Source organism: Rhizobium sp. IBUN (assembly GCF_000510625.1).
Classification (GTDB): domain Bacteria; phylum Pseudomonadota; class Alphaproteobacteria; order Rhizobiales; family Rhizobiaceae; genus Rhizobium; species Rhizobium altiplani.
On record NZ_AZNV01000015.1, the window covers coordinates 41,179 to 59,308 of the forward strand.

Sequence of the window (18,130 nt, forward strand, 5' to 3'; positions counted from 1 at the left end):
TTCAAGCGCCGTCGAACCTGAGTGCTCCTTCCGCCTCCAGACGAACGCGGCCCCTTCCGACCCTGACAATCCGGATTGGGGCCCGCTTCTCTTCGAGCCGCCGGCGCAGCAGCAACAGCCGGGTCTCGAGATTGTCCTTGATCTCCGGCATCCGGCCGCCAACGGCCAGCCGCATCTCCCTGTTGGTGAACTCGTTGCGGCCGTCGCTCAGGTGCCATTCGAGCATCAGACGAAGCAGCGTACCGGCAATGCCCTTCACGATATAGGTACCGTCGACGAACACGCTGTCGTCCACGCGATGATGGACAACACGGATATCCCGGCCGCTGGCCGCAGGTTCGGACGCGAGCGCGGGTGCACCCTGCGTCGGCTCGGCCGACGCCGCCTCCCGTTCGCTCGCCCTCAAGGCACTGGCGGCCTGTCCCGCCAGAATTTCAAGGGCTGCCTCATCTTCCTCGCGGAAGGCCAGCCGTTCCGCGCTTTCGACGAAAAGTACTCCGGTCACGGTGCCTCGAGCTGACATGGGAACGGCGATCTGGCTCATTACCATGGGCAATTGCGGAAAGGCGACGATACGCGTGGCGTTTTCCGATGCCTCTGCCTCCATGCCGATCGCTTCCCCGAGCCGGCGCACGCGGCTCATGTCGCTGACCTTGATCGTTTGCCCGCTCGTTGCCGCCGCGCCGATCAGCCCCTCGCTCCCGGCGATTTCCGATCCCAGTCCCGAGCGGTCGTAGCCGAGGCTGCCGGTCGTGATCAGGCAGCCGCGATGGCTATCATGGATGAGCACGACCGCATTTCGATATCCAAGAACGCGCTGAATACCGGCGAGCAGGCTATCGATGATCTCGTCCGCTTCTCCCTGCCGCTCGATGGCCCGGATTGCGTCCGAGAGAGCGGGAAGGCTGACGCGATCACGGCCTGTCGGGCTACGCGCGGTTTCCACCGGGGAGGGGACCTTCTCGATCCGGCGCACCCGGAAGATATCCGCGCTCCGCAGCCGCATTACCTCCGACATGCCGACCTGCGCGCTGCTCGCCTTGAGCTGGAGCGCTATCTTGTCGAACAGTTGGCCGGCATCAACGGAGCGCACGAATCCGATGTCGAGCAGGAATTGGTCGCCCGTGAAGCCATCGACGAGGATCAGCGCGACATGAGGGTTGGCGCGCACGTTCGCCGCCGTCTTGGCAAAGAACTGATTGGAGAGGGCAACGTGGTCTTCGTCGACCCGCACCACATGAGAAAGATAGGAGATGTTCGGCGTTCCGTCGGCCGCGGCAGTGGCGATGATGGAGGGAATGACGCCTTCGAAGCAGGCTGACAGATCGCTGAGACGCAAGTTCATTTGGGCCTCGCGAAAGCCAGCATGCCGGCAAGCGGGCCGGGCGTCTGGATGTATATTTCACTCACGGAAAGCCGAACGACCTTGGCCTCGCGAGCAGTAAGCCACGGCGTAATGATGCGCCCGGGCACTCCAAGGGCTTCAAGCTCGCCCGTGGCTGCCGCGATGAAGCGGTGGGCACAATCGATATCATGTGCCTCAGTGTCACGCATCGAGGCGGCCCCCTTGAGCTGAAAGCTTACATAGTCAGACGGACTGACGAAGGTGGCGGCAATCCGGCCCGTCTGCCGGACGGAGGTTTCGAGCCGAGGCCATTGCCAGGAAGAGAAGATGACGTCGATCGTCTCCCGGTCCTCGAAAATGTGGAAGCCGACTCCGCGTCCAGCGGATGGGTGCCCCGTTTCGTCGGCGGCGGCGATGATGCACATAAGGGGTCGCTTGAAGAAATCGAGAAGCTTGTCGTCGACCTGCACCGCCGCCCCCACTGCGTGTCCTAATCCTCTTTAGCATCCTTTTAGGATATTCGGCACGGTTTGCACATTCTTTTAGGAACGCGCGTTTTTCCGGCGCGCTATAGAAACCTCGCACGGATTGGACCGTCTGGATAACCATCTGCCCCGTCATTTGTGGATTTATGCCCCCGAATGCAAACGCCGAGATCATGCCGGCATATCGGACCGGCACGGCATCCGAACCCGTCCGTGCACGAAATCGTCGCAACCGAAACGGCTGAAGCCTGGAGTGAATGATGGAGAAGTTTACGCATGCGGCGGTATCGCCGCCGAACCATGGAACGCCGGCAATGGCGTTCGGCAAGCATGTCATACGCATGATGGCGGCCAACACCGGCGGTTCGTTCGGTGTGTTTGAGGCCATCGTGCCGCCCGGAGAAGGTCCGCCGCTTCATATGCACGAGCGCGAGGATGAGTTCTTCCGTGTCCTGTCTGGCCGCTTCGGTTTCTGGTGTGCCGGTGACTATGTCGAACTGACGGAAGGCGGCTGCATCGCGCTGCCACGCGGCGTTCCGCATCGCTTCCGGAATGTCGGCGAAAGCGAAGGCCATATCATGGTCGTTGTGACGCCCGGCGGGTTCGAGAATTTCTTTCCGATCATCGAGCTTTGCAAGCCCGAAACGCCCGAGCAAATCGCCTCTGTCGCGATGGATTTCGGCCTGACCTTCCTGCCCGTCGAAGGCCGCAAGGTCGCCTGATCCGGCGACAAGCCACCCTGAAATACAGCATCGAGAATTCAATAACGGTCCATCGAAAGGAGACCGAAGGATGACACGCGCGCCTTCAAACGAAAACGAAATGACGCTGACAGCCAATCAGCTGGATGCCTATCTTGCCAAAACCGGGGTCTCCCGGCCTATTTCTCTCGACCTTCAGAGCCTGTCGAGACTGCATCGCGCCCACCTCATGACATTCACATGGGAAGCGCTGGATGCCTTCATGGAGTGGCCGTCCTCGATCACACCAAGATCGGCTTTCGCCAAGATGGTGGAAGGAAGGCGCGGCGGTTGGTGCTACGAGATGAATGGCCTCTTCGGTGCGGCTCTCGATGCACTCGGCTTTCGAGTGACCCGCCTTTGCGGCGGCGTCGACCGTGAAAAGCTGGGCGACATCGCGATCGGCAATCACCTGACGCTACGGGTCGATCTTCATCGACCTTATCTCGCCGAAGTGGGCGTGGCCGACGCCATCATCGAACCCGTCCCGCTTGCCGTCGGACCCATCAGCCAGCGCGGTTTCGATTTTTCGATCATGCCGACGGATGACGGCTGGTTGCGCTTCAACAATCATGTGCATGGCATCGCGCGCAGTTTCGATTTCCGCGCCGACCACAGCGATGAGGCCGCCATGGCCGCCACGCATGCCTGGTTGACGCGGGACCCGGGATCGCCGTTCACAAATGCGCTTGCCGTTCTGCGTCATACCACGGACGGCTATGTCGCCCTGCAGAACGATCGCTTGCGCAGCGTCACGCCAAACAGCGTTCGCGAGCTGCGCATCACGAGCGCGGACCATCTCGCGGACACGTTTGAAACCTTTTTCGACCTCGACGTTCCCCAATTCGGACGGGTCTGGGAAAAGATCCAGGCGATTGGTCACAACAAGGCGGCCTGAACAGACCGCCCATTTCAGAACTATGGACTTCAAGGAAATATCCATGCTTCGCATAACGGCATTCTGTATCTGTCTCGCCCTGAACACGGCATTCTCCGTTGCCGCGGACTCCGGTGAGCCGGCTCCCGCGGGAGCATACAAGACCGACCCCTCGCATTCGAGCGTCAATTGGTCGTTCAGCCATTTTGGCCTGTCCCACTACACCGCGCGCTTCACAAAGGTCGACGCGCGGCTTGAATGGAATCCGGAGAAGCCGGAGACATCCGCGCTTTCGGTCAAGATCGACCCGCTTTCAGTTCGCACCGATTATCCCTGGCCGGAACGGGTCGACTTCGACGCGAAGATCGGCGGTGACGAAATGTTCCTCGCTGGCAAGCCGATCACTTTCGTCTCAAGGGCGATCCGCGTGACGGGCGACAAGTCTGGGACCGTCGAAGGGCTTTTGACCTTTCGCGGCCAAACGCACCCGGCAACCCTCGACGTCATCTTCAATGGTTCGATGGCGAAGCACCCGATGATGGGAATCCCGAAGGCCGGGTTCTCGGCGACCGGCAGCATTCGGCGCAGCGAATGGGGACTGGACTTCTCCATTCCGGAGCTGAGCGACGAAGTAACATTGGTCATCGAGACTCAAATGGTTCCCGCCGATTACGAGTTCCAGTGATCGACCCATTGCCGGCGGAACGGGTTCGGCCGAATTCGGATCATTTAACCCGCCGCTCTGCAAAGCATGGATATTGTCATGCCCGAACCAACGGCAAATTCCACTTGCAGAAGGGCGGGATGTTACGCGCAGTTTCGGTGGATTTACCGTTGCGTACTTCAGTCGCGACGAATTGAAGGCAAACTCGATACGGGCGGTGATGGGCTGAGGTCAGCTCCCTTGCCGCCGGATATCGGAGGAAGTCTGAATGACGGCGCGTGACGATATTTTCGAGCTTGGCAAACGGGTCAGCCAATCCATCATTGGTCAAAACACAATGGTCGAGCGGCTGATCATCGGTCTCCTTGCAAACGGGCACCTGCTTGTCGAAGGTCTTCCGGGACTTGCCAAGACGCGAGCGATCAAGAGCCTGGCGAAGAACCTCGATTCAGAGCTGTCACGTGTGCAGTTCACGCCGGATCTGCTTCCCGCCGACATTACTGGTTCGGAGGTGTATTTTTCCGAAGGTGGAAAGGGCGAGTTCAAATTTCAGCAGGGACCGATCTTCGCAAACCTTATCCTCGCCGACGAGATAAACCGCGCGCCAGCCAAGGTCCAATCCGCGCTTTTGGAAGCGATGGAGGAGCGGCAGGTAACCGTCGGCGGCACAAGCTATCCGCTGCCCGACCTTTTCATGGTGATGGCGACGCAGAACCCTATCGAGCAGGAAGGCACCTATCCCTTGCCGGAAGCGCAGCTTGACCGCTTCCTCATGCATGTCGAAGTCGGCTACCCCGACGAGACGTCCGAGGCCGCAATCATGCGCCTCAATCGCGACGAGGAGAATACAGGGCAGAACAAAGACAAGCACGCCGATGCCCCGAGACTCAATCCCCAGGCGATATTCGACGCGCGGAAGGAAATCGGTGCCACTGCGGTATCAGAGCCGGTGGAGAAATATATCGTCGCTCTGGTGATAGCCACGAGGTACCCGGATCGCTACGACAGGGATCTCGCCAAGCTATTGCATGTCGGGGCGAGCCCGCGCGGCGTCATCAGCCTAGACAAGGTTTCACGATCGCATGCCTGGCTCAAGGGGCGCGACTATGTGACGCCTGACGACGTCAAGGCGGTCGTCAACGACGTCCTGCGCCATCGCCTTATTCTGTCCTATGAGGCGCATGCCACTAATACGAGCGCGGATGAGGTGATCAATCGCATCACTGAATTGGTGGCAGTCTCATGAAGGCCCCGACACCGAGCATCGGGAACGGCATACATGTCACGACCCAGGAACTTGTTGCCCTGGAGGGACGCGCGCGCGACCTGGCTTTCCTACAGCGTGCGCGTAGCCATCAGCAGCTTGCGGGGCGCATGCAGTCCTCGGTGCGTGGGCGGGGTTTGATTTTCGAAGAGCTGCGCGAGTACCTCCCCGGTGACGACGTCCGCGCGATCGATTGGCGCGTCACCGCCCGAACGAGGAAGCCCGTCGTCAGGGTCTACGGCGAGGAAAAGGAGCGTCCTGCAATTGTTGTCGTGGACCAGCGCATCAACATGTTCTTTGGCAGCCGCTTCGCGATGAAATCGGTAGCTGCCGCGCAAGCGGCGATGCTCGCGGCCTGGCGCATACTGGGGTCCGGTGACCGCGTCGGCGGCTTCGTTTTCAATGATGAAGACATCAGCGAGATCAAGCCGCACCGCAGCCGGAATGCCGTGATTGCGCTGGCGGACAGGATCGCCGAAAAGAACGGGATGTTGAAGTCCACCTATGCAGGGGTGCCATCACCCGAGGCATTGGACAACGTTCTCCGGCAGGTCGCGGGCGTCGCACATCACGATTTTCTCTTGGTTGTGGTCAGCGACTACGATGGCCATGGGGACACAACGCGGCAGCTCCTTCTCGAGCTTTCCAGCCGCAACGATGTCATCTGCCTGCTGATCTACGATCCGTTCATGCTCGAATTGCCGACAACCGGAGATATCGTGGTGAGCGGCGGTGCGCTGCAGGCGGAGCTCTCGTTCAGGCAAGCCGGCGTGCGCCAGTCCATCGACACCTTCGCGCGAGATCGCGGTCGCGAATTGCGGGAATGGCAGCGGCAACTCGGTCTTCCGATGCTTCCGATTTCCACCGCAGAAGAGGTCGCTCCCCAGCTGAGAAACCTGCTTGAGCAATCCGCCTGGCGTCAGCGGAGGCGATGATGGACACCGAACCCAAACTCGACCCCATCACCGAAATGGCGCTTCGTTCGCTGAAGGACATTGTGGTCCCGGCGCCGGTTTCCTGGATGCCTCAAACCTGGGGCTGGCTGATTGTCGCGCTGCTTCTGCTCTTTGCAATCTTGCTGTGGTGCGCGCTGGCCTATCGTCGGTGGCGAAAAAACGCCTACCGCCGAGAAGCCCTGAAGCACCTTGAAGCAATAGAGGTCGCGGTTCGTGACGCGGGCAAGCGCGCGCGGGCGCTCCGCGACCTTGGTGAGGTGCTCAAGCGTACGGCTCTTGCGGCTTGGCCGCGGGAGGATGTTGCCGCGACCTCCGGATCTGCGTGGGCAGCGTTTCTTGTCGCGCATGGCAATACAAAGAACCGCGAGGCATTTCAGCGGTTCTTCGACGATCTCGAGTATCAGGCAGGTGCACAGGTTTCCACAGAGGCTGCAGACGAACTTGTTCGTGACGCTCGGCGCTGGATCGAGGGGCACCATGTCCCAGCTTGATTTCCCCTGGCTGCTCCTGATCTTGCCGGCTCCCCTGATCGTGTGGTGGTTGTTGCCCCCGCATCGTGAAACGTCCGCTTCGATCCGCCTCCCATTTTTCAACGAGGTCGCACGCGCCGCCGGCGTGGAGCCCACCGAGGGCTCTGTCGTGCCGAAGAGGTCCTGGATGCAGGTCGCGGTCGATCTGATCGCCTGGTGCCTCATCGTTCTCGCTCTGGCACGGCCGCAATATGTCGAACCACCGGTCGTGAAGACCGAACCGCAGCGAGACATCCTGCTCGCGCTCGATCTCTCGCAATCGATGGATACGCGCGATTTCGCCGCGCCCGACGGTACGTCAAAGGCGCGCGTTGAGGCAGTTCGAACCGTCGTTTCCGATTTCGTATCCAGACGACCCGGGGATCGCCTCGGGCTGATCGCCTTTGGAGACGCGCCGTATCCCCTTGCTCCCTTCACCATGGACCACGCCCTTGTCAAAAACCTCGTGGAAAGCCTTTTGACTGGCATTGCCGGTCCGCGCACGGCAATGGGGGATTCGCTCGGGCTCGCCATCCGAATGTTTGAGAAGACAACGGTGCCGCAAAAGGTCCTGATACTACTGACCGACGGGAACGATACAGCCAGCAAGATGCCGCCTCTGAAAGCTGCCGGCATCGCCAAAAGCAAGCAGATTGTCATCCACACGGTCGGTATTGGCGACCCTGCGGCGACGGGGGAGGACAAACTCGACACCGCGTCGCTCGAGAAGATCGCCACTGATACTGGAGGCCGCTACTTCTTTGGGGGTGATCAAAGCCAGCTTCAGGAGATTTACGACGAGCTTGATCGGATCACGCCTGAGGACCAAAAGCAGCTGTCCTGGCGTCCCAGAACTGAGCTGTTCTTCTGGCCGCTGGGCGGAGCGATCGCCACGATGCTCGCCTGGTATGGTCTAACCGGATTGTATAGCCTTGTTCGAAGGAGATTGCCGGCATGATCTCCGATTTTCATTTCCTGCGCCCCCTGTGGCTGCTCGCTCTTCTGGCGCCGCCGGCAATCGTCTGGATGGCATCCCGTTCAGGAGATATTCGCGATCGCTGGAAGGGCATGATCGCGCCGCACCTGCTCGACAGCCTCGTGATCGAGCCCGACGGGCGACGTCGGTATATGCCAGCCTGGATGTTGGCCGCCGTGATTTCGATAGCGGTGCTCGGCGCTGCCGGACCGACCTGGAAACGCGAAGCCCCTCCCTTCGTCGCCGACACGGCTTCCCTGGTCATTGCCATTGATCTTTCGCCGACGATGGACGCCATCGACGTCTCCCCCAGCAGGCTTGAACGGGTCAAGTTGAAGATCCACGACATTCTGGCTGGCCGGAATGGCGCACGAACTGCTGTCGTCGCCTACGCGGGTACGGCGCACCTGGTGGTCCCTCTGACCGATGACACCGATCTCATCGAGACCTATACCGATGCGCTCGCCACGGACATTATGCCAAAGCCCGGTAGGAATACCCCTGCGGCCCTGAAACTCGCGGATGGGCTGCTTCAGCGGGATGGAGCTCCCGGAACGATCCTCCTTATAACCGATGGCGTCGAGGCGGGAGCGACAGTCGCGTCCGACGGGCTGCATAGTGCAATTGTCGTTCTCGGTGTCGGCACCCCGGAAGGTGGCGTCGTCAAGCGCTCCGACGGTAGCTTCGTCAATGACGCGGGTGGCGCTCGGATCAATGCCAGGCTGGATGTGGAAGCTCTGAAGAAGTTCGCGAATGACGCTGGAGCGGATGTCGCGACGATGACGGACGATGACACCGACATCAGGTGGGTCGGGCAGCGCGTAAGGACGAATTTCGCTCAACAAACGACATCCCAGGGAGATCGCTGGCACGACGTCGGATGGTGGTTCATCGCACCGGCGGCGGCGCTGTCAGCACTTTCGTTTCGGCGAGGCTGGCTGGTCAAGTTCGCAGCGATCGGGCTCTGCTTTCATCTGCTCCAGCCTTCGTCCGCGGGAGCAGCCGGGTTCATGGACCTTTGGTTGACGCCCGATCAGCAGGGCCGTCTCGCCTTTGAGCGAGGAGACTATGCATCGGCCTCCGCGCACTTCCGCGATCCCATGTGGAAGGGGACGGCGCTCTATCGTGACGGTCACTATCAGGATGCCATCGATGCGTTTGCGTCGATCGACAGCGCGGACAGCTGGTACAATCAGGGAAACGCGTTCTTTCATCTGGGAGATCTGGAGGAAGCGGTTTCGGCCTACCAAAAGGCCTTGGAAAAACGGAAGGACTGGTCCGACGCGCAAGGAAACCTGACAATCGCGCAGCGACTGCTGAAGATACAGAAAGACAAGGAGCAGGAGCAGCAGCAGGATCCGAACGAGAAGCCCGACAGCGTTCAATTTGACAATAAAGCCGACAAGGGCAAGGCAGGCGAGGTCCAGGTCGTCGAAGAGACGTCGGAGATGTGGATGAAGAACATTCAGGTGAGCCCCGCCGATCTCATGGCGCGAAAATTTGCCATCGAGGCGGGTGAGACCAAGCCATGATGAAGTTTCTGCCGGGTGTCTTCCTTTTGCTTTTACCGGCCCAGGCCTGGGGAGCGGAACCCTTCGCGCGCGCCACGGTGGAAGACAACGGCAACATTGTGCCCGGGCAGCAGGTGCGAGTTGATGTCGATGTGTTCGCGCCTGATTTCTTTACCTCGCCTCCGCAGTTTCCTCTTTTTGATGTTCCAGACGCTCTTGTCACTCTTCCAGAAGAGCGGACGCAGAACATCAGTGAAACCATCGACGGCGTTCAATATTCCGGAATTCGGAAATCCTATGCCGTCGTGCCGCAGGCGCCCGGAAAGTTTGTTCTGCCTGAAATCGACATCGGGTTGGGCTATTCGGTCGATGGAAAGCCGACAAGGGCAACGGTGAGAACGCCTTCGGTTTCGTTCAACGCCGGAGAGGCATCCGGGGCCGCTGGGCAAAGGATTGTCTTCGCAGCCAGCGATCTCACGATCGAACAGGCTTTCGATCCGAGCGCCTCGTCGCTCAAGGTCGGCGATGCTCTTGTCAGAACAATCACGGTGACGGTGGAAAACACGCAAGCCATGATGATACCCCCGATTGGGGTCGGGACCGTTTCGGGGCTGCGTCAATACCAGAAGCAACCGAAGATCGAAGACGGCATCCCCGTCGGGCGCGAGACGGCAAGCCGCCGAACCGAAACATATGTGTATACCGCGGACAGGGAAGGGTCGTTTACAATCCCTGCGGTTTCCTATGATTGGTTCGATGTCGCGCGCCATGAGCAGACATCCGCTTCGCTGCCGTCGATAACGGTTGCCGTCTCTCCCGCCGTCGCCACTACCCCGATCAAGCCTGTACTGGATGACGTACGACGCCAGGCGCCCCACGTCGTCAGACAGAAAGTCGCCCTGGCTATCATGGGGCTGTTGGCGGCAATGGGAGTGTTGTGGGCTTGCTTACGCTTTTGGCCGGTGATCAACAGTCTGCTGCAGGGCGCAGGCCTGAAACACCAGGCATCGCACGGCTACCGCTTGAAGCGGCTCCGCCAACTCATCCGCTCGGGGAGCGAGCAAGAGATCTATAATGGTCTCCAAACCTGGAGCCGAAGTCTGGGGAATGGCACGCTGGAGGAATGGGTTCGTTTCGGCCCCACCGACCTACAGCGCCAGGTCGACATTCTTTCTCAAAAGCTGTTCCGATCCGGGCGTGCTGAAATCGACAGGGAGCGACTGGCCGCAGTCGTTGACTACCGCCGACCAGTGCGCCTGGACGCGTCCCCCGTGCTTCCGCCGCTCAATCCTTGATCGGAAGCCATAGATGTTCGCCTTTGGTGGAGACCGTCCACTGGCGACGATATCGGGGAATGCGAGCTCCTGGTGACCTGCTGGCCGCGGTGGTGGGCATGAGCCAACACCTAAGAGGAAGCCGTTTCAAGCTCGTAGAGCTGGTCCATGCTCAATGTCGCGATCTTGGCAAAGGAGGTCTGGTTCTTGACGCGGCCATCTTGAAGTATGACGACTTCGTCGCAGAACGAGATGGTGCTGCGATGATGGCTGATGACGATTGTCGTGCGCCGACCGGCTCTTGATTTCAAGGTTTCGACAATCGCTGCCTCGGACAGTCCGTCCATGGCATTCGTGGCCTCGTCCAGAATGAGGATTTCCGGATCGCGCACCAGGGCCCTTGCCAGCGCGATGCGCTGTCGCTGTCCGGCCGAAACGGTAGCTCCCCGGTAGCCGACGACGGTCTCATAGCCATCTGGCAGCTTCTCGATGAATTCGTGCGCTTCAGCAAGTCTGGCTGCGTTCTTGACCTCTTCAAGCGAAGCGCTGTGGCCATAGGTGATATTTTCGAGAATGGTGCCGTCAATCAGCTCGAGATCCTGGCTGGCGAGCGCAATTTGTCCCCGCCACTGCATCGGATCGATTTGATTGAGTGGGGTGCCGTCGACCAGAATGTTTCCTCCGTCAGGCTCGACAAATCGACATAGGAGATTGACGATCGTCGTCTTTCCGGCGCCAGACCGTCCAATTATGGCGGTTGAACGACCTTTGGGAAGATTGAAGGTCGCAGCGCGCAGCACGACGGGTCGCGAGCCGGAGCCTGGATACTTGAACGTCACGCCATCGAATTTGATGTGCTGACGGATGGCCTGAACCGGAGCATCGCCTGCCGGTGGGTTCGGCTTGTCGGACGGATCCAGTAACCATCTGACCTCTTCCAGGGACCCGCTCCAGCCTTGCACGGCGCTCCATGCCATTTGCAGCGCACGGACATGCGGCTGCAGCCGATAAAGCAAGACAACGAAGGCCACGATAACAGGAAAGCTTATACCCCAAAGCCAGGCGCTGACGACGACAGTCAAAAAGAGAGCCGAATGCAGCACCTCTGTCAGTGGCGGCAATACCGCCTGGCGGGATTGGAGATCGAAGCCAGCCTCTCTGACCGCATCCGACGAGGTATCGAAGACTGCTTTCTCCCGCTGTTCCTGTCCGAAGGCGCGGATAAGCCGTCCGGCGTGAACGAGGTGAAGCATCTTGGCGGCAAGTTCACCGTTGAACGACGTGACTTTGCGGCTCGGGGCTCTGAGGCTGGCTGAGAGAAGCGCGTGCAGGGCCTGGATTATTACCAGCCCAAGTGCAACGCCAAGCGTCATCTGCCATGAAAGAAGCAGGAGAAAGGCGAGGAGAATGACCACAGCCGATGCGTTTACGACCGCTGAAAGTGTAGTCTGGATTGCGTCCGAAGCACGCCATGACTCGTTTGATATGATGTTGAGCAGTCGCCCCGGACTTTGCTGGAGGAAGAATGAGTATCCAACCGTCAAAAGCTGGCGGGCAAGAGAGCTTCGCATGGCATGGCCGGCCCTGCCGTAGATCAAATTGGTGAGCACGGCGTTGGCGAAGGCGAGCACATTCTTCAGGGTGATCAATCCGAGGATTGCGGCGGCAATCACAATCAGCCTTGCCCGGTCATCCAACCCGGCACCGACTTGCTGAAAGACCGCTGAGAGCCCCGCCATTCCCGACGGTTCCTCCCCGCCGGCGATAATGCTGAGCATTGGGATGATGAGACCGATGCCCGTACCTTCGAGAACGGCGGTGCTTAGTCCCAAAATGACGACGACCACCAGCAGACCGACCTGCCGGCCGAGTGCCTGACGCAAGAGACGAAAGCTCAACTTGGCGAACTCTAGCATGGCTGTGACCCCAGCGAGTGATGAACGCGTGCGCGCGGGAATTCGCGATACTTTCCCGCCATCATGCTAGCCCTTGAAGCGGCTGTACGGACTTGGCGGGCACCGATTGATAGTACCGCGTCATGAGATCCATGCGCCGGGTTGCACCGTCCGAGAAACGGCACAGCCACGGTGCATAAGCGGCGGAAAGAAGGCCGTATCGCTCTCGACGCCGGATGAGCCGCCACTTTCCCGTCTGCGTGAGAAAGGCGTGTGTCAGCTCCGGGCGCTGCTCATCGATAATGAGCTGATAGAGGAAATAGAAGAAGCACAAGGTTCCATGCGCATAGCTCGAGGACGCGCGGCCTGCCTGCTCGGCGATTTTTCTTTCGATCGTAAGTATGCAATCCGCAGCGCGGCGCACGGTGTCATTGGTGACGGCAGCACCAATATCGTGAAGGGCGCCGGGATCGTCGCAGAGAGACTGTCGTTCAAGGTTCTCGGCCACGATCTTCAGGTGGGTTCGCCGCATTTGCCGCTTGTGCCTGCTTGAGACGCTGTCGCTATGAATGCGATAGGCGACCAGGCTCTCATCGATCATCGCTGCTGGAAATTGCCGTGCAATGCGTCCGAAGAGATCGAAATCCTCGGCATGGACATAGCCAGCATCGTACACCAGCATGTCTTCGGGAATGACATTGCGGTTGTACATCACTGTCGAATGCAAGAAGATGGTAAAAAACATCGACAAGATGTGCCAGTCGCCAGTCTGATAGATTGGATTTGGCCTGCCGCGGACCACCCGGTTGCCGAGAAGCTGATCGATGCCGGTGCCGCTGATGGCGAGCTGAGGCTGTCGGGCAAAGAGCGCGACCTGACGCGAGAAGCGCGATGGGTAGGAGATATCGTCCGCATCCATTCTGGCGATGAGATCGCCTTGCGCCAAGGCGATTCCCTCATTCAGCGTCGCAATCAGCCCACGATTTTCCCGTGAGACGATCCGGATGCGATTGTCGGCGTTTTGATATCGTTGGAGGACCTGCAGCGAGCCATCGGTCGATCCGTCGTCAAGAGCGATGACCTCGAAGCGGGTGTAGTCCTGGCGCAGAATGCTCTCGAGTGCGGCGGCAACATGGGGTTCACCGTTATAGACCGGCAGCACGACGGAGATCAGTGGATCAGACATCCTTCAGCTCCCGCGTTCATCAGGGTTGGCGTAGCTCGGGCGATAGGCCGAAGCCTCATACCCCCGCTCGCCGGCAATGCTCGGCCGGGACGACGGCGTGCTCGGCCTCGCGGAGCTGACGTAGGGGAAATAGCGCTTGAGCTGGTTGAGCGGCCTCTCGAATGCCAGCCAGGAAATCGAAGCCAGCATCAATGTCGCTGCGGTCGCAACCACAAAACGACCGGGCCCCTGCTCCGAGACATTGACCGGGATCCAGGACTGAGCCTTGACGATCAGCGACAGCACAACTGGATGAAATAGGTAAACCCCGTAACTCATACGTCCGATCGCGGTACTCGTCGGTCGTTCCAACATCCGGCCGAATGCACCCTGCATGCCCGATGAGCAGCATCCGACCAGCATGACGAGGGGTATGAGGGGAAACACCTCCCCGCCGATCCATGTCACCCATTCCAGGGGCGGTGTCATGGACACCGACTTCAACCACAGGACCGTGATCGAGGCTAGGGTTAAGGGCACGACACTTAGCCCAATCCATCGGGGCCCAATCCATCTGGGCCAAGCCTCGGTTTTCCTGCGGTAGACGGCAAGGAGAGCGCCGGCCACCAGCGCATCGACGGACGCCGGAGGAAGGAGGTCCCGCGCCAGAGATGGTGTGCCCGTAAATGGCCAATAGAGGCGATAGGCCAGCGAGAATGCTATGACGGCGACGCAAACAGGCGCAATCAGCCGGCGCGGAGCCAGCAGGATCACCAGAGGCCAGGCGATATAGAACTGTTCCTCGATGCTCAAGCTCCAGGCGTGACACAACACCCAGGGCGTCCATTCGTTTCGAAGCGCATACCAGAAGTTCGACAGATACAGCGCGTGCCACTTGAGGCTGCCCCGGGCGCCCTCAAGGTTGACAAACCATATGAAGCCCAACATCGCGAAGTAAGGAGGAAATATGCGCAGTGCGCGGCGAATGTAGAATGCCTTCAGCGCCGCACTTGGCTGGTAGTCGGCTAAGGAACGTGCGTCCAGCAGGAGCCGGGTTATCAGAAAGCCGCTGAGGACGAAGAACAGACGGACGCCGAGATGGCCAAGGACTGATCCATTGACCGCAAAGAAGTGGTGATAGAGGACCATTGTGACTGCGAGAGTCCTAAGTCCGTCCAGTTGCCGGTCGCGAGACATGAATCTCCTTGGCCGATCGGGACTCGCTCCTTGTGAGAGCCTTCCTCGATGGCATTCTTGCAGCTCGCATTGCTGCTGATTGTGCCGTCCCGGACGAGACGAACTGAAGTATCGACGCAGGCGCGAAAATTCTGGCGGAATCGGGCCAAACTGTGACCCTGGCGTGTGATCAGACTTTGGTCCGATGCCTCCGCGACAAGGTTTGCCTCGATCTCGGGGCTTCGCGTGTCGGCACTGATCCTCCAAGTCCGCAGCCCAGATCGGGTTCCAAAAGCCGCTAGCGCGCACCCGGAACATGACGGCTTGTCGATTGCCAGCAGACATCAGACGAGCCGCTGGCCCAGATGCACGAAAGCTATCCGGTGCTCGCTGCGAGCGCGTGAATTGCGCTCTCATTGCGGGGAGGGAGAAGTCGTCGGGCCCTCATCGAGGTGCGATGTTGCAAACCAAAGTCGAGGCTATTTCTGCATGACCCTTTGCCGAAATTGAATTGGTCAGCCGGCCCAAGTTCGCGTCAATGTGCCGGCCTGGGCCAAACAGTCGAAATGGGGGTTGCATGAGCAGGATCGTCTTTGTTCACGGGTCTTTCGTTCCCGAGGAGGAGGCGCGAATCAGTCTTTTCGATCGCGGCTTCCTGTTCGGCGACGCGGTCTACGAGGTCACGGCCGTGATCGATGGCCGGATGATTGACAACGATCTGCATCTGGCTCGGTTCGCCCGTTCTCTGAAGGAGATGGACATTCCCCTGGCCTTGTCTCTGGATCGCATCGTCTCGATCCAGTTGGAGCTGATCGAACGCAATGACCTGCAGCACGGCACCGTCTATCTTCAGGTTTCGCGCGGCGAGGCCGATCGCGACTTTCTGTACAGCGACAAGATGGAGCCGAAGCTCGTCGGCTTCACCCAGGCGAAGCGGCTTACGGGAACCGCGGCGCAGCGCGACGGAATCTCCGTCGACCTGGCTCCGGATCAGCGCTGGCGGAGGCGGGACATCAAGACGGCAATGCTGCTCGCACAGGTCATGGCCAAACAGGCTGCACGTGCGCGAGGCTTCGACGATGTCTGGCTAGTCGAGGACGGACTGGTGACGGAAGGCGCGTCTTCGACTGCGCATATCATCACCGCGGATCGACGAATCCTTACCCGGCCGGCTTCCCGTGCCACGCTGCCGGGCTGTACGCAGCGCGCCGTTGCACGTTTATGTGCCGAACAGGGATTGCTCTTAGAAGAGCGTGCCTTTACGCCCGAGGAAGCGCAGGGCGCCGCCGAGGCGTTCCAGACCTCAGCCTCGAGTCTGGTCATGCCGGTCGTGCGCATTGCCGACAAGTCGATCGGAGACGGCAAGCCTGGCCCGATGACGCGTCACCTGCAGACGCTCTATCTCGAGGCGGTTCGCGTTCAGGCATAGACAAGAGAACAGAGATGAAAACAGCGCGGGAACTCGGACTGATATTTGAGGGAGTAATGGCTCCCGGGCCAGAAAACGCCATTACCGATGTGCCTGGCGTGGCGGTTGGGCACCGCTCGCTCAGCGCCGAAGGCATCCATACGGGCGTCACCGCCATAGTTCCTCATCCAGGCGACATCTTTCGCAGGAAGCCGCGTGCGGCGGTCGAGGTGATAAACGGCTTCGGCAAGTCGGCGGGACTGATACAGGTCGCCGAACTCGGCACGATCGAGACACCGATTCTCCTGACCAATACGTTTGGTGTGGCCGCCTGCACCGAAGCGCTGATTCGCCGTGCGATCGCGGCAAATCCGGCCATCGGGCGCAAGACCTCGACGGTCAATGGCCTCGTCTTCGAATGCAATGACGGTAGCATCAGCGACATCCAGGCCATGGCGGTAACGCCCGCCGACGCCTGTGCGGCGCTTGACGACGCACGGACGGGTGAGGTGGAGCAGGGTGCGGTCGGAGCCGGATCCGGCATGACGGCGTTCGGCTTCAAGGCTGGCATTGGTACCGCGTCGCGGCGACTGCGGATTGCGAAGCGTGATTTCACCTTGGGAACACTGGTTCTTGCCAATTTCGGCGCTGCCGGCGACCTCATTCTGCCCGATGGTCGCCGGCCGGATCCTCGCCGTCCAGCCAGCCCGGAGCGGGGCTCCGTCATCGTCGTCATGGCGACGGATTTGCCGCTCGGCGATCGCCAGCTGCAGCGCGTCGCCAAACGCGGCGGTGCGGGGCTGGCGCGGCTCGGTGCCTTCTGGGGCAATGGTAGCGGCGATATCTGCCTGTGCTTCACCACCGCCGATCCGGTCGATCATGAACCGGCGTCACCCATTACGGCCCAGGACCGGCTTTCCGACGCGTTCATCGACACCGCCTTCCGCGCTGCCGCTGAAACCACACAGGAGGCGGTACTGAACGCGCTCTGCATGGCGCCTGCAACGCCCGGCCGCAACGGTCGCCTTTATCCCGCCCTTGCCGATTGGCTACAGGAGAACCCGCTGCAATGAAAGTTTTCATCTCTGCCGATATCGAAGGTACCGCAGGTATCGTTCATTGGGACGAGGCCGAGCGCACGCATGCCGACTGGAACGAGTTCCGCGCACTGATGACTGCCGAGGTCGTTGCTGCCTGCGACGGGGCTCGTGCTGCGGGAGCGACCGAGGTCGTGATCAAGGATGCTCATGACAGCGGGCGCAATCTGATCCTCGATCGGTTGCCGGACTATGTCCGGATCGTGCGTGGCTGGTCGGGGCATCCCGATGCGATGATGTTCGGTCTCGATGCCGGTTTTGCGGCGGCGATCTACACCGGCTACCATTCCAAGGCAGGCAGCGAGGCCAATCCGCTCGCTCACACGTCCAACCTGCGCATATCGCGCCTGCTTCTGAACGGTGAGGTGGCTTCCGAATTCACCGTGAACGCGCTCTGCGCGGCGGGATATGGGGTGCCTTCTGTCTTCCTGTCCGGCGACGCGGCCATATGCGCGGATGCGCGCGCGATGGTGCCCGGTATGTCCACGGTGGAGACACTTGAGGGTAAAGGCCGTGCCTCCACGTCGATCTCGCCCGCTTGGTCGCGCCGGCTTATCCGCGAGGGTGTGGCGTCCGCGCTGTCGGCGGATTTCAGCCAGACGCTCCCCGACCGGGCCGAGCGCTACGAAGTGGTGATCGAGTTCAACAATCCGACCGACGCCTATCGTGCTGGCTGGTACCCGGGCGCACGAGCCCATGGCCCGCGCGCCGTTGCTTTCGCCAATGCGGATTTTGCCGAAATCCTGCGTGCACTCGTTTTCATGAAGGTCTGAGGCTGCCGTTTCGTG

At 60.3% G+C, this 18,130-nt stretch carries 17 protein-coding genes; 12 read left to right on the plus strand and 5 right to left on the minus strand.

The window, feature by feature from the left end; translation table 11 throughout:
* Position 1 precedes the first annotated feature (1 nt).
* On the minus strand, positions 2-1,345 hold the full coding sequence (locus tag RHIBUN_RS0115435; protein ID WP_025660214.1) for a GAF domain-containing protein: 1,344 nt from the start codon (positions 1,343-1,345) through the stop codon (positions 2-4).
* On the minus strand, positions 1,342-1,827 hold the full coding sequence (locus tag RHIBUN_RS0115440) for a hypothetical protein (protein ID WP_025660215.1): 486 nt from the start codon (positions 1,825-1,827) through the stop codon (positions 1,342-1,344). Before RHIBUN_RS0115440 ends, RHIBUN_RS0115435 begins: the two co-directional genes overlap by 4 nt.
* A gap of 263 nt (positions 1,828-2,090) precedes the next feature.
* Between RHIBUN_RS0115440 and RHIBUN_RS0115445 the strand changes: the two genes are divergently transcribed.
* From RHIBUN_RS0115445 to RHIBUN_RS0115485, 9 genes are all read left to right on the plus strand, one after another.
* Entirely contained in the window at positions 2,091-2,552 is a 462-nt protein-coding gene (locus RHIBUN_RS0115445) for a cupin domain-containing protein (protein WP_025660216.1), read from the plus strand.
* A 70-nt stretch (positions 2,553-2,622) separates the two neighbouring features.
* Positions 2,623-3,468, plus strand: coding sequence for an arylamine N-acetyltransferase (locus tag RHIBUN_RS0115450; RefSeq protein WP_025660217.1), 846 nt, complete (start codon positions 2,623-2,625; stop codon positions 3,466-3,468).
* A gap of 43 nt (positions 3,469-3,511) precedes the next feature.
* Positions 3,512-4,132, plus strand: coding sequence for a YceI family protein (locus tag RHIBUN_RS0115455; protein ID WP_025660218.1), 621 nt, complete (start codon positions 3,512-3,514; stop codon positions 4,130-4,132).
* A gap of 247 nt (positions 4,133-4,379) precedes the next feature.
* Positions 4,380-5,357, plus strand: coding sequence for a MoxR family ATPase (locus RHIBUN_RS0115460; protein WP_025660219.1), 978 nt, complete (start codon positions 4,380-4,382; stop codon positions 5,355-5,357).
* Positions 5,354-6,310: a DUF58 domain-containing protein gene (locus RHIBUN_RS0115465; RefSeq protein ID WP_037216430.1), complete on the plus strand. Its 957-nt coding sequence runs from the start codon at positions 5,354-5,356 to the stop codon at positions 6,308-6,310. Before RHIBUN_RS0115460 ends, RHIBUN_RS0115465 begins: the two co-directional genes overlap by 4 nt.
* On the plus strand, positions 6,310-6,822 hold the full coding sequence (locus RHIBUN_RS0115470; RefSeq protein WP_025660221.1) for a DUF4381 domain-containing protein: 513 nt from the start codon (positions 6,310-6,312) through the stop codon (positions 6,820-6,822). Before RHIBUN_RS0115465 ends, RHIBUN_RS0115470 begins: the two co-directional genes overlap by 1 nt.
* Positions 6,809-7,798, plus strand: a complete 990-nt coding sequence (locus RHIBUN_RS0115475) for a VWA domain-containing protein (RefSeq protein WP_025660222.1) — start codon at positions 6,809-6,811, stop codon at positions 7,796-7,798. Before RHIBUN_RS0115470 ends, RHIBUN_RS0115475 begins: the two co-directional genes overlap by 14 nt.
* Positions 7,795-9,348 carry a VWA domain-containing protein gene (locus tag RHIBUN_RS0115480; RefSeq protein WP_025660223.1) on the plus strand — a complete coding sequence of 518 codons (1,554 nt, stop codon included), beginning with the start codon at positions 7,795-7,797 and terminating at the stop codon, positions 9,346-9,348. Before RHIBUN_RS0115475 ends, RHIBUN_RS0115480 begins: the two co-directional genes overlap by 4 nt.
* Entirely contained in the window at positions 9,345-10,622 is a 1,278-nt protein-coding gene (locus tag RHIBUN_RS0115485) for a BatD family protein (protein WP_051420062.1), read from the plus strand. Before RHIBUN_RS0115480 ends, RHIBUN_RS0115485 begins: the two co-directional genes overlap by 4 nt.
* A gap of 110 nt (positions 10,623-10,732) precedes the next feature.
* On the opposite strand, the gene RHIBUN_RS0115490 is transcribed toward RHIBUN_RS0115485, so the two are convergent.
* The 3 genes from RHIBUN_RS0115490 to RHIBUN_RS0115500 form a co-directional block, all read right to left on the minus strand.
* Positions 10,733-12,517 carry an ABC transporter ATP-binding protein gene (locus tag RHIBUN_RS0115490; protein ID WP_025660225.1) on the minus strand — a complete coding sequence of 595 codons (1,785 nt, stop codon included), beginning with the start codon at positions 12,515-12,517 and terminating at the stop codon, positions 10,733-10,735.
* A 61-nt stretch (positions 12,518-12,578) separates the two neighbouring features.
* The gene (locus tag RHIBUN_RS0115495; protein WP_025660226.1) at positions 12,579-13,682 is read right to left on the minus strand and encodes a glycosyltransferase family 2 protein; all 1,104 of its coding nucleotides are present in this window, start codon (positions 13,680-13,682) and stop codon (positions 12,579-12,581) included.
* Between the two features lie 3 nt (positions 13,683-13,685).
* The gene (locus RHIBUN_RS0115500) at positions 13,686-14,858 is read right to left on the minus strand and encodes an acyltransferase (RefSeq protein WP_025660227.1); all 1,173 of its coding nucleotides are present in this window, start codon (positions 14,856-14,858) and stop codon (positions 13,686-13,688) included.
* A gap of 556 nt (positions 14,859-15,414) precedes the next feature.
* On the opposite strand from RHIBUN_RS0115500, the gene RHIBUN_RS0115505 reads away from it, so the two are divergent.
* From RHIBUN_RS0115505 to RHIBUN_RS0115515, 3 genes are read left to right on the plus strand one after another with little or no spacing between them, the layout of a single operon-like run.
* Positions 15,415-16,266 carry a D-amino-acid transaminase gene (locus RHIBUN_RS0115505; RefSeq protein ID WP_025660228.1) on the plus strand — a complete coding sequence of 284 codons (852 nt, stop codon included), beginning with the start codon at positions 15,415-15,417 and terminating at the stop codon, positions 16,264-16,266.
* Between the two features lie 14 nt (positions 16,267-16,280).
* Positions 16,281-17,318 (plus strand): P1 family peptidase, encoded by a 1,038-nt coding sequence (locus RHIBUN_RS0115510; protein WP_025660229.1) that lies wholly within the window; start codon positions 16,281-16,283, stop codon positions 17,316-17,318.
* The gene (locus RHIBUN_RS0115515; protein WP_025660230.1) at positions 17,315-18,115 is read left to right on the plus strand and encodes a M55 family metallopeptidase; all 801 of its coding nucleotides are present in this window, start codon (positions 17,315-17,317) and stop codon (positions 18,113-18,115) included. Before RHIBUN_RS0115510 ends, RHIBUN_RS0115515 begins: the two co-directional genes overlap by 4 nt.
* Positions 18,116-18,130 lie beyond the last annotated feature (15 nt).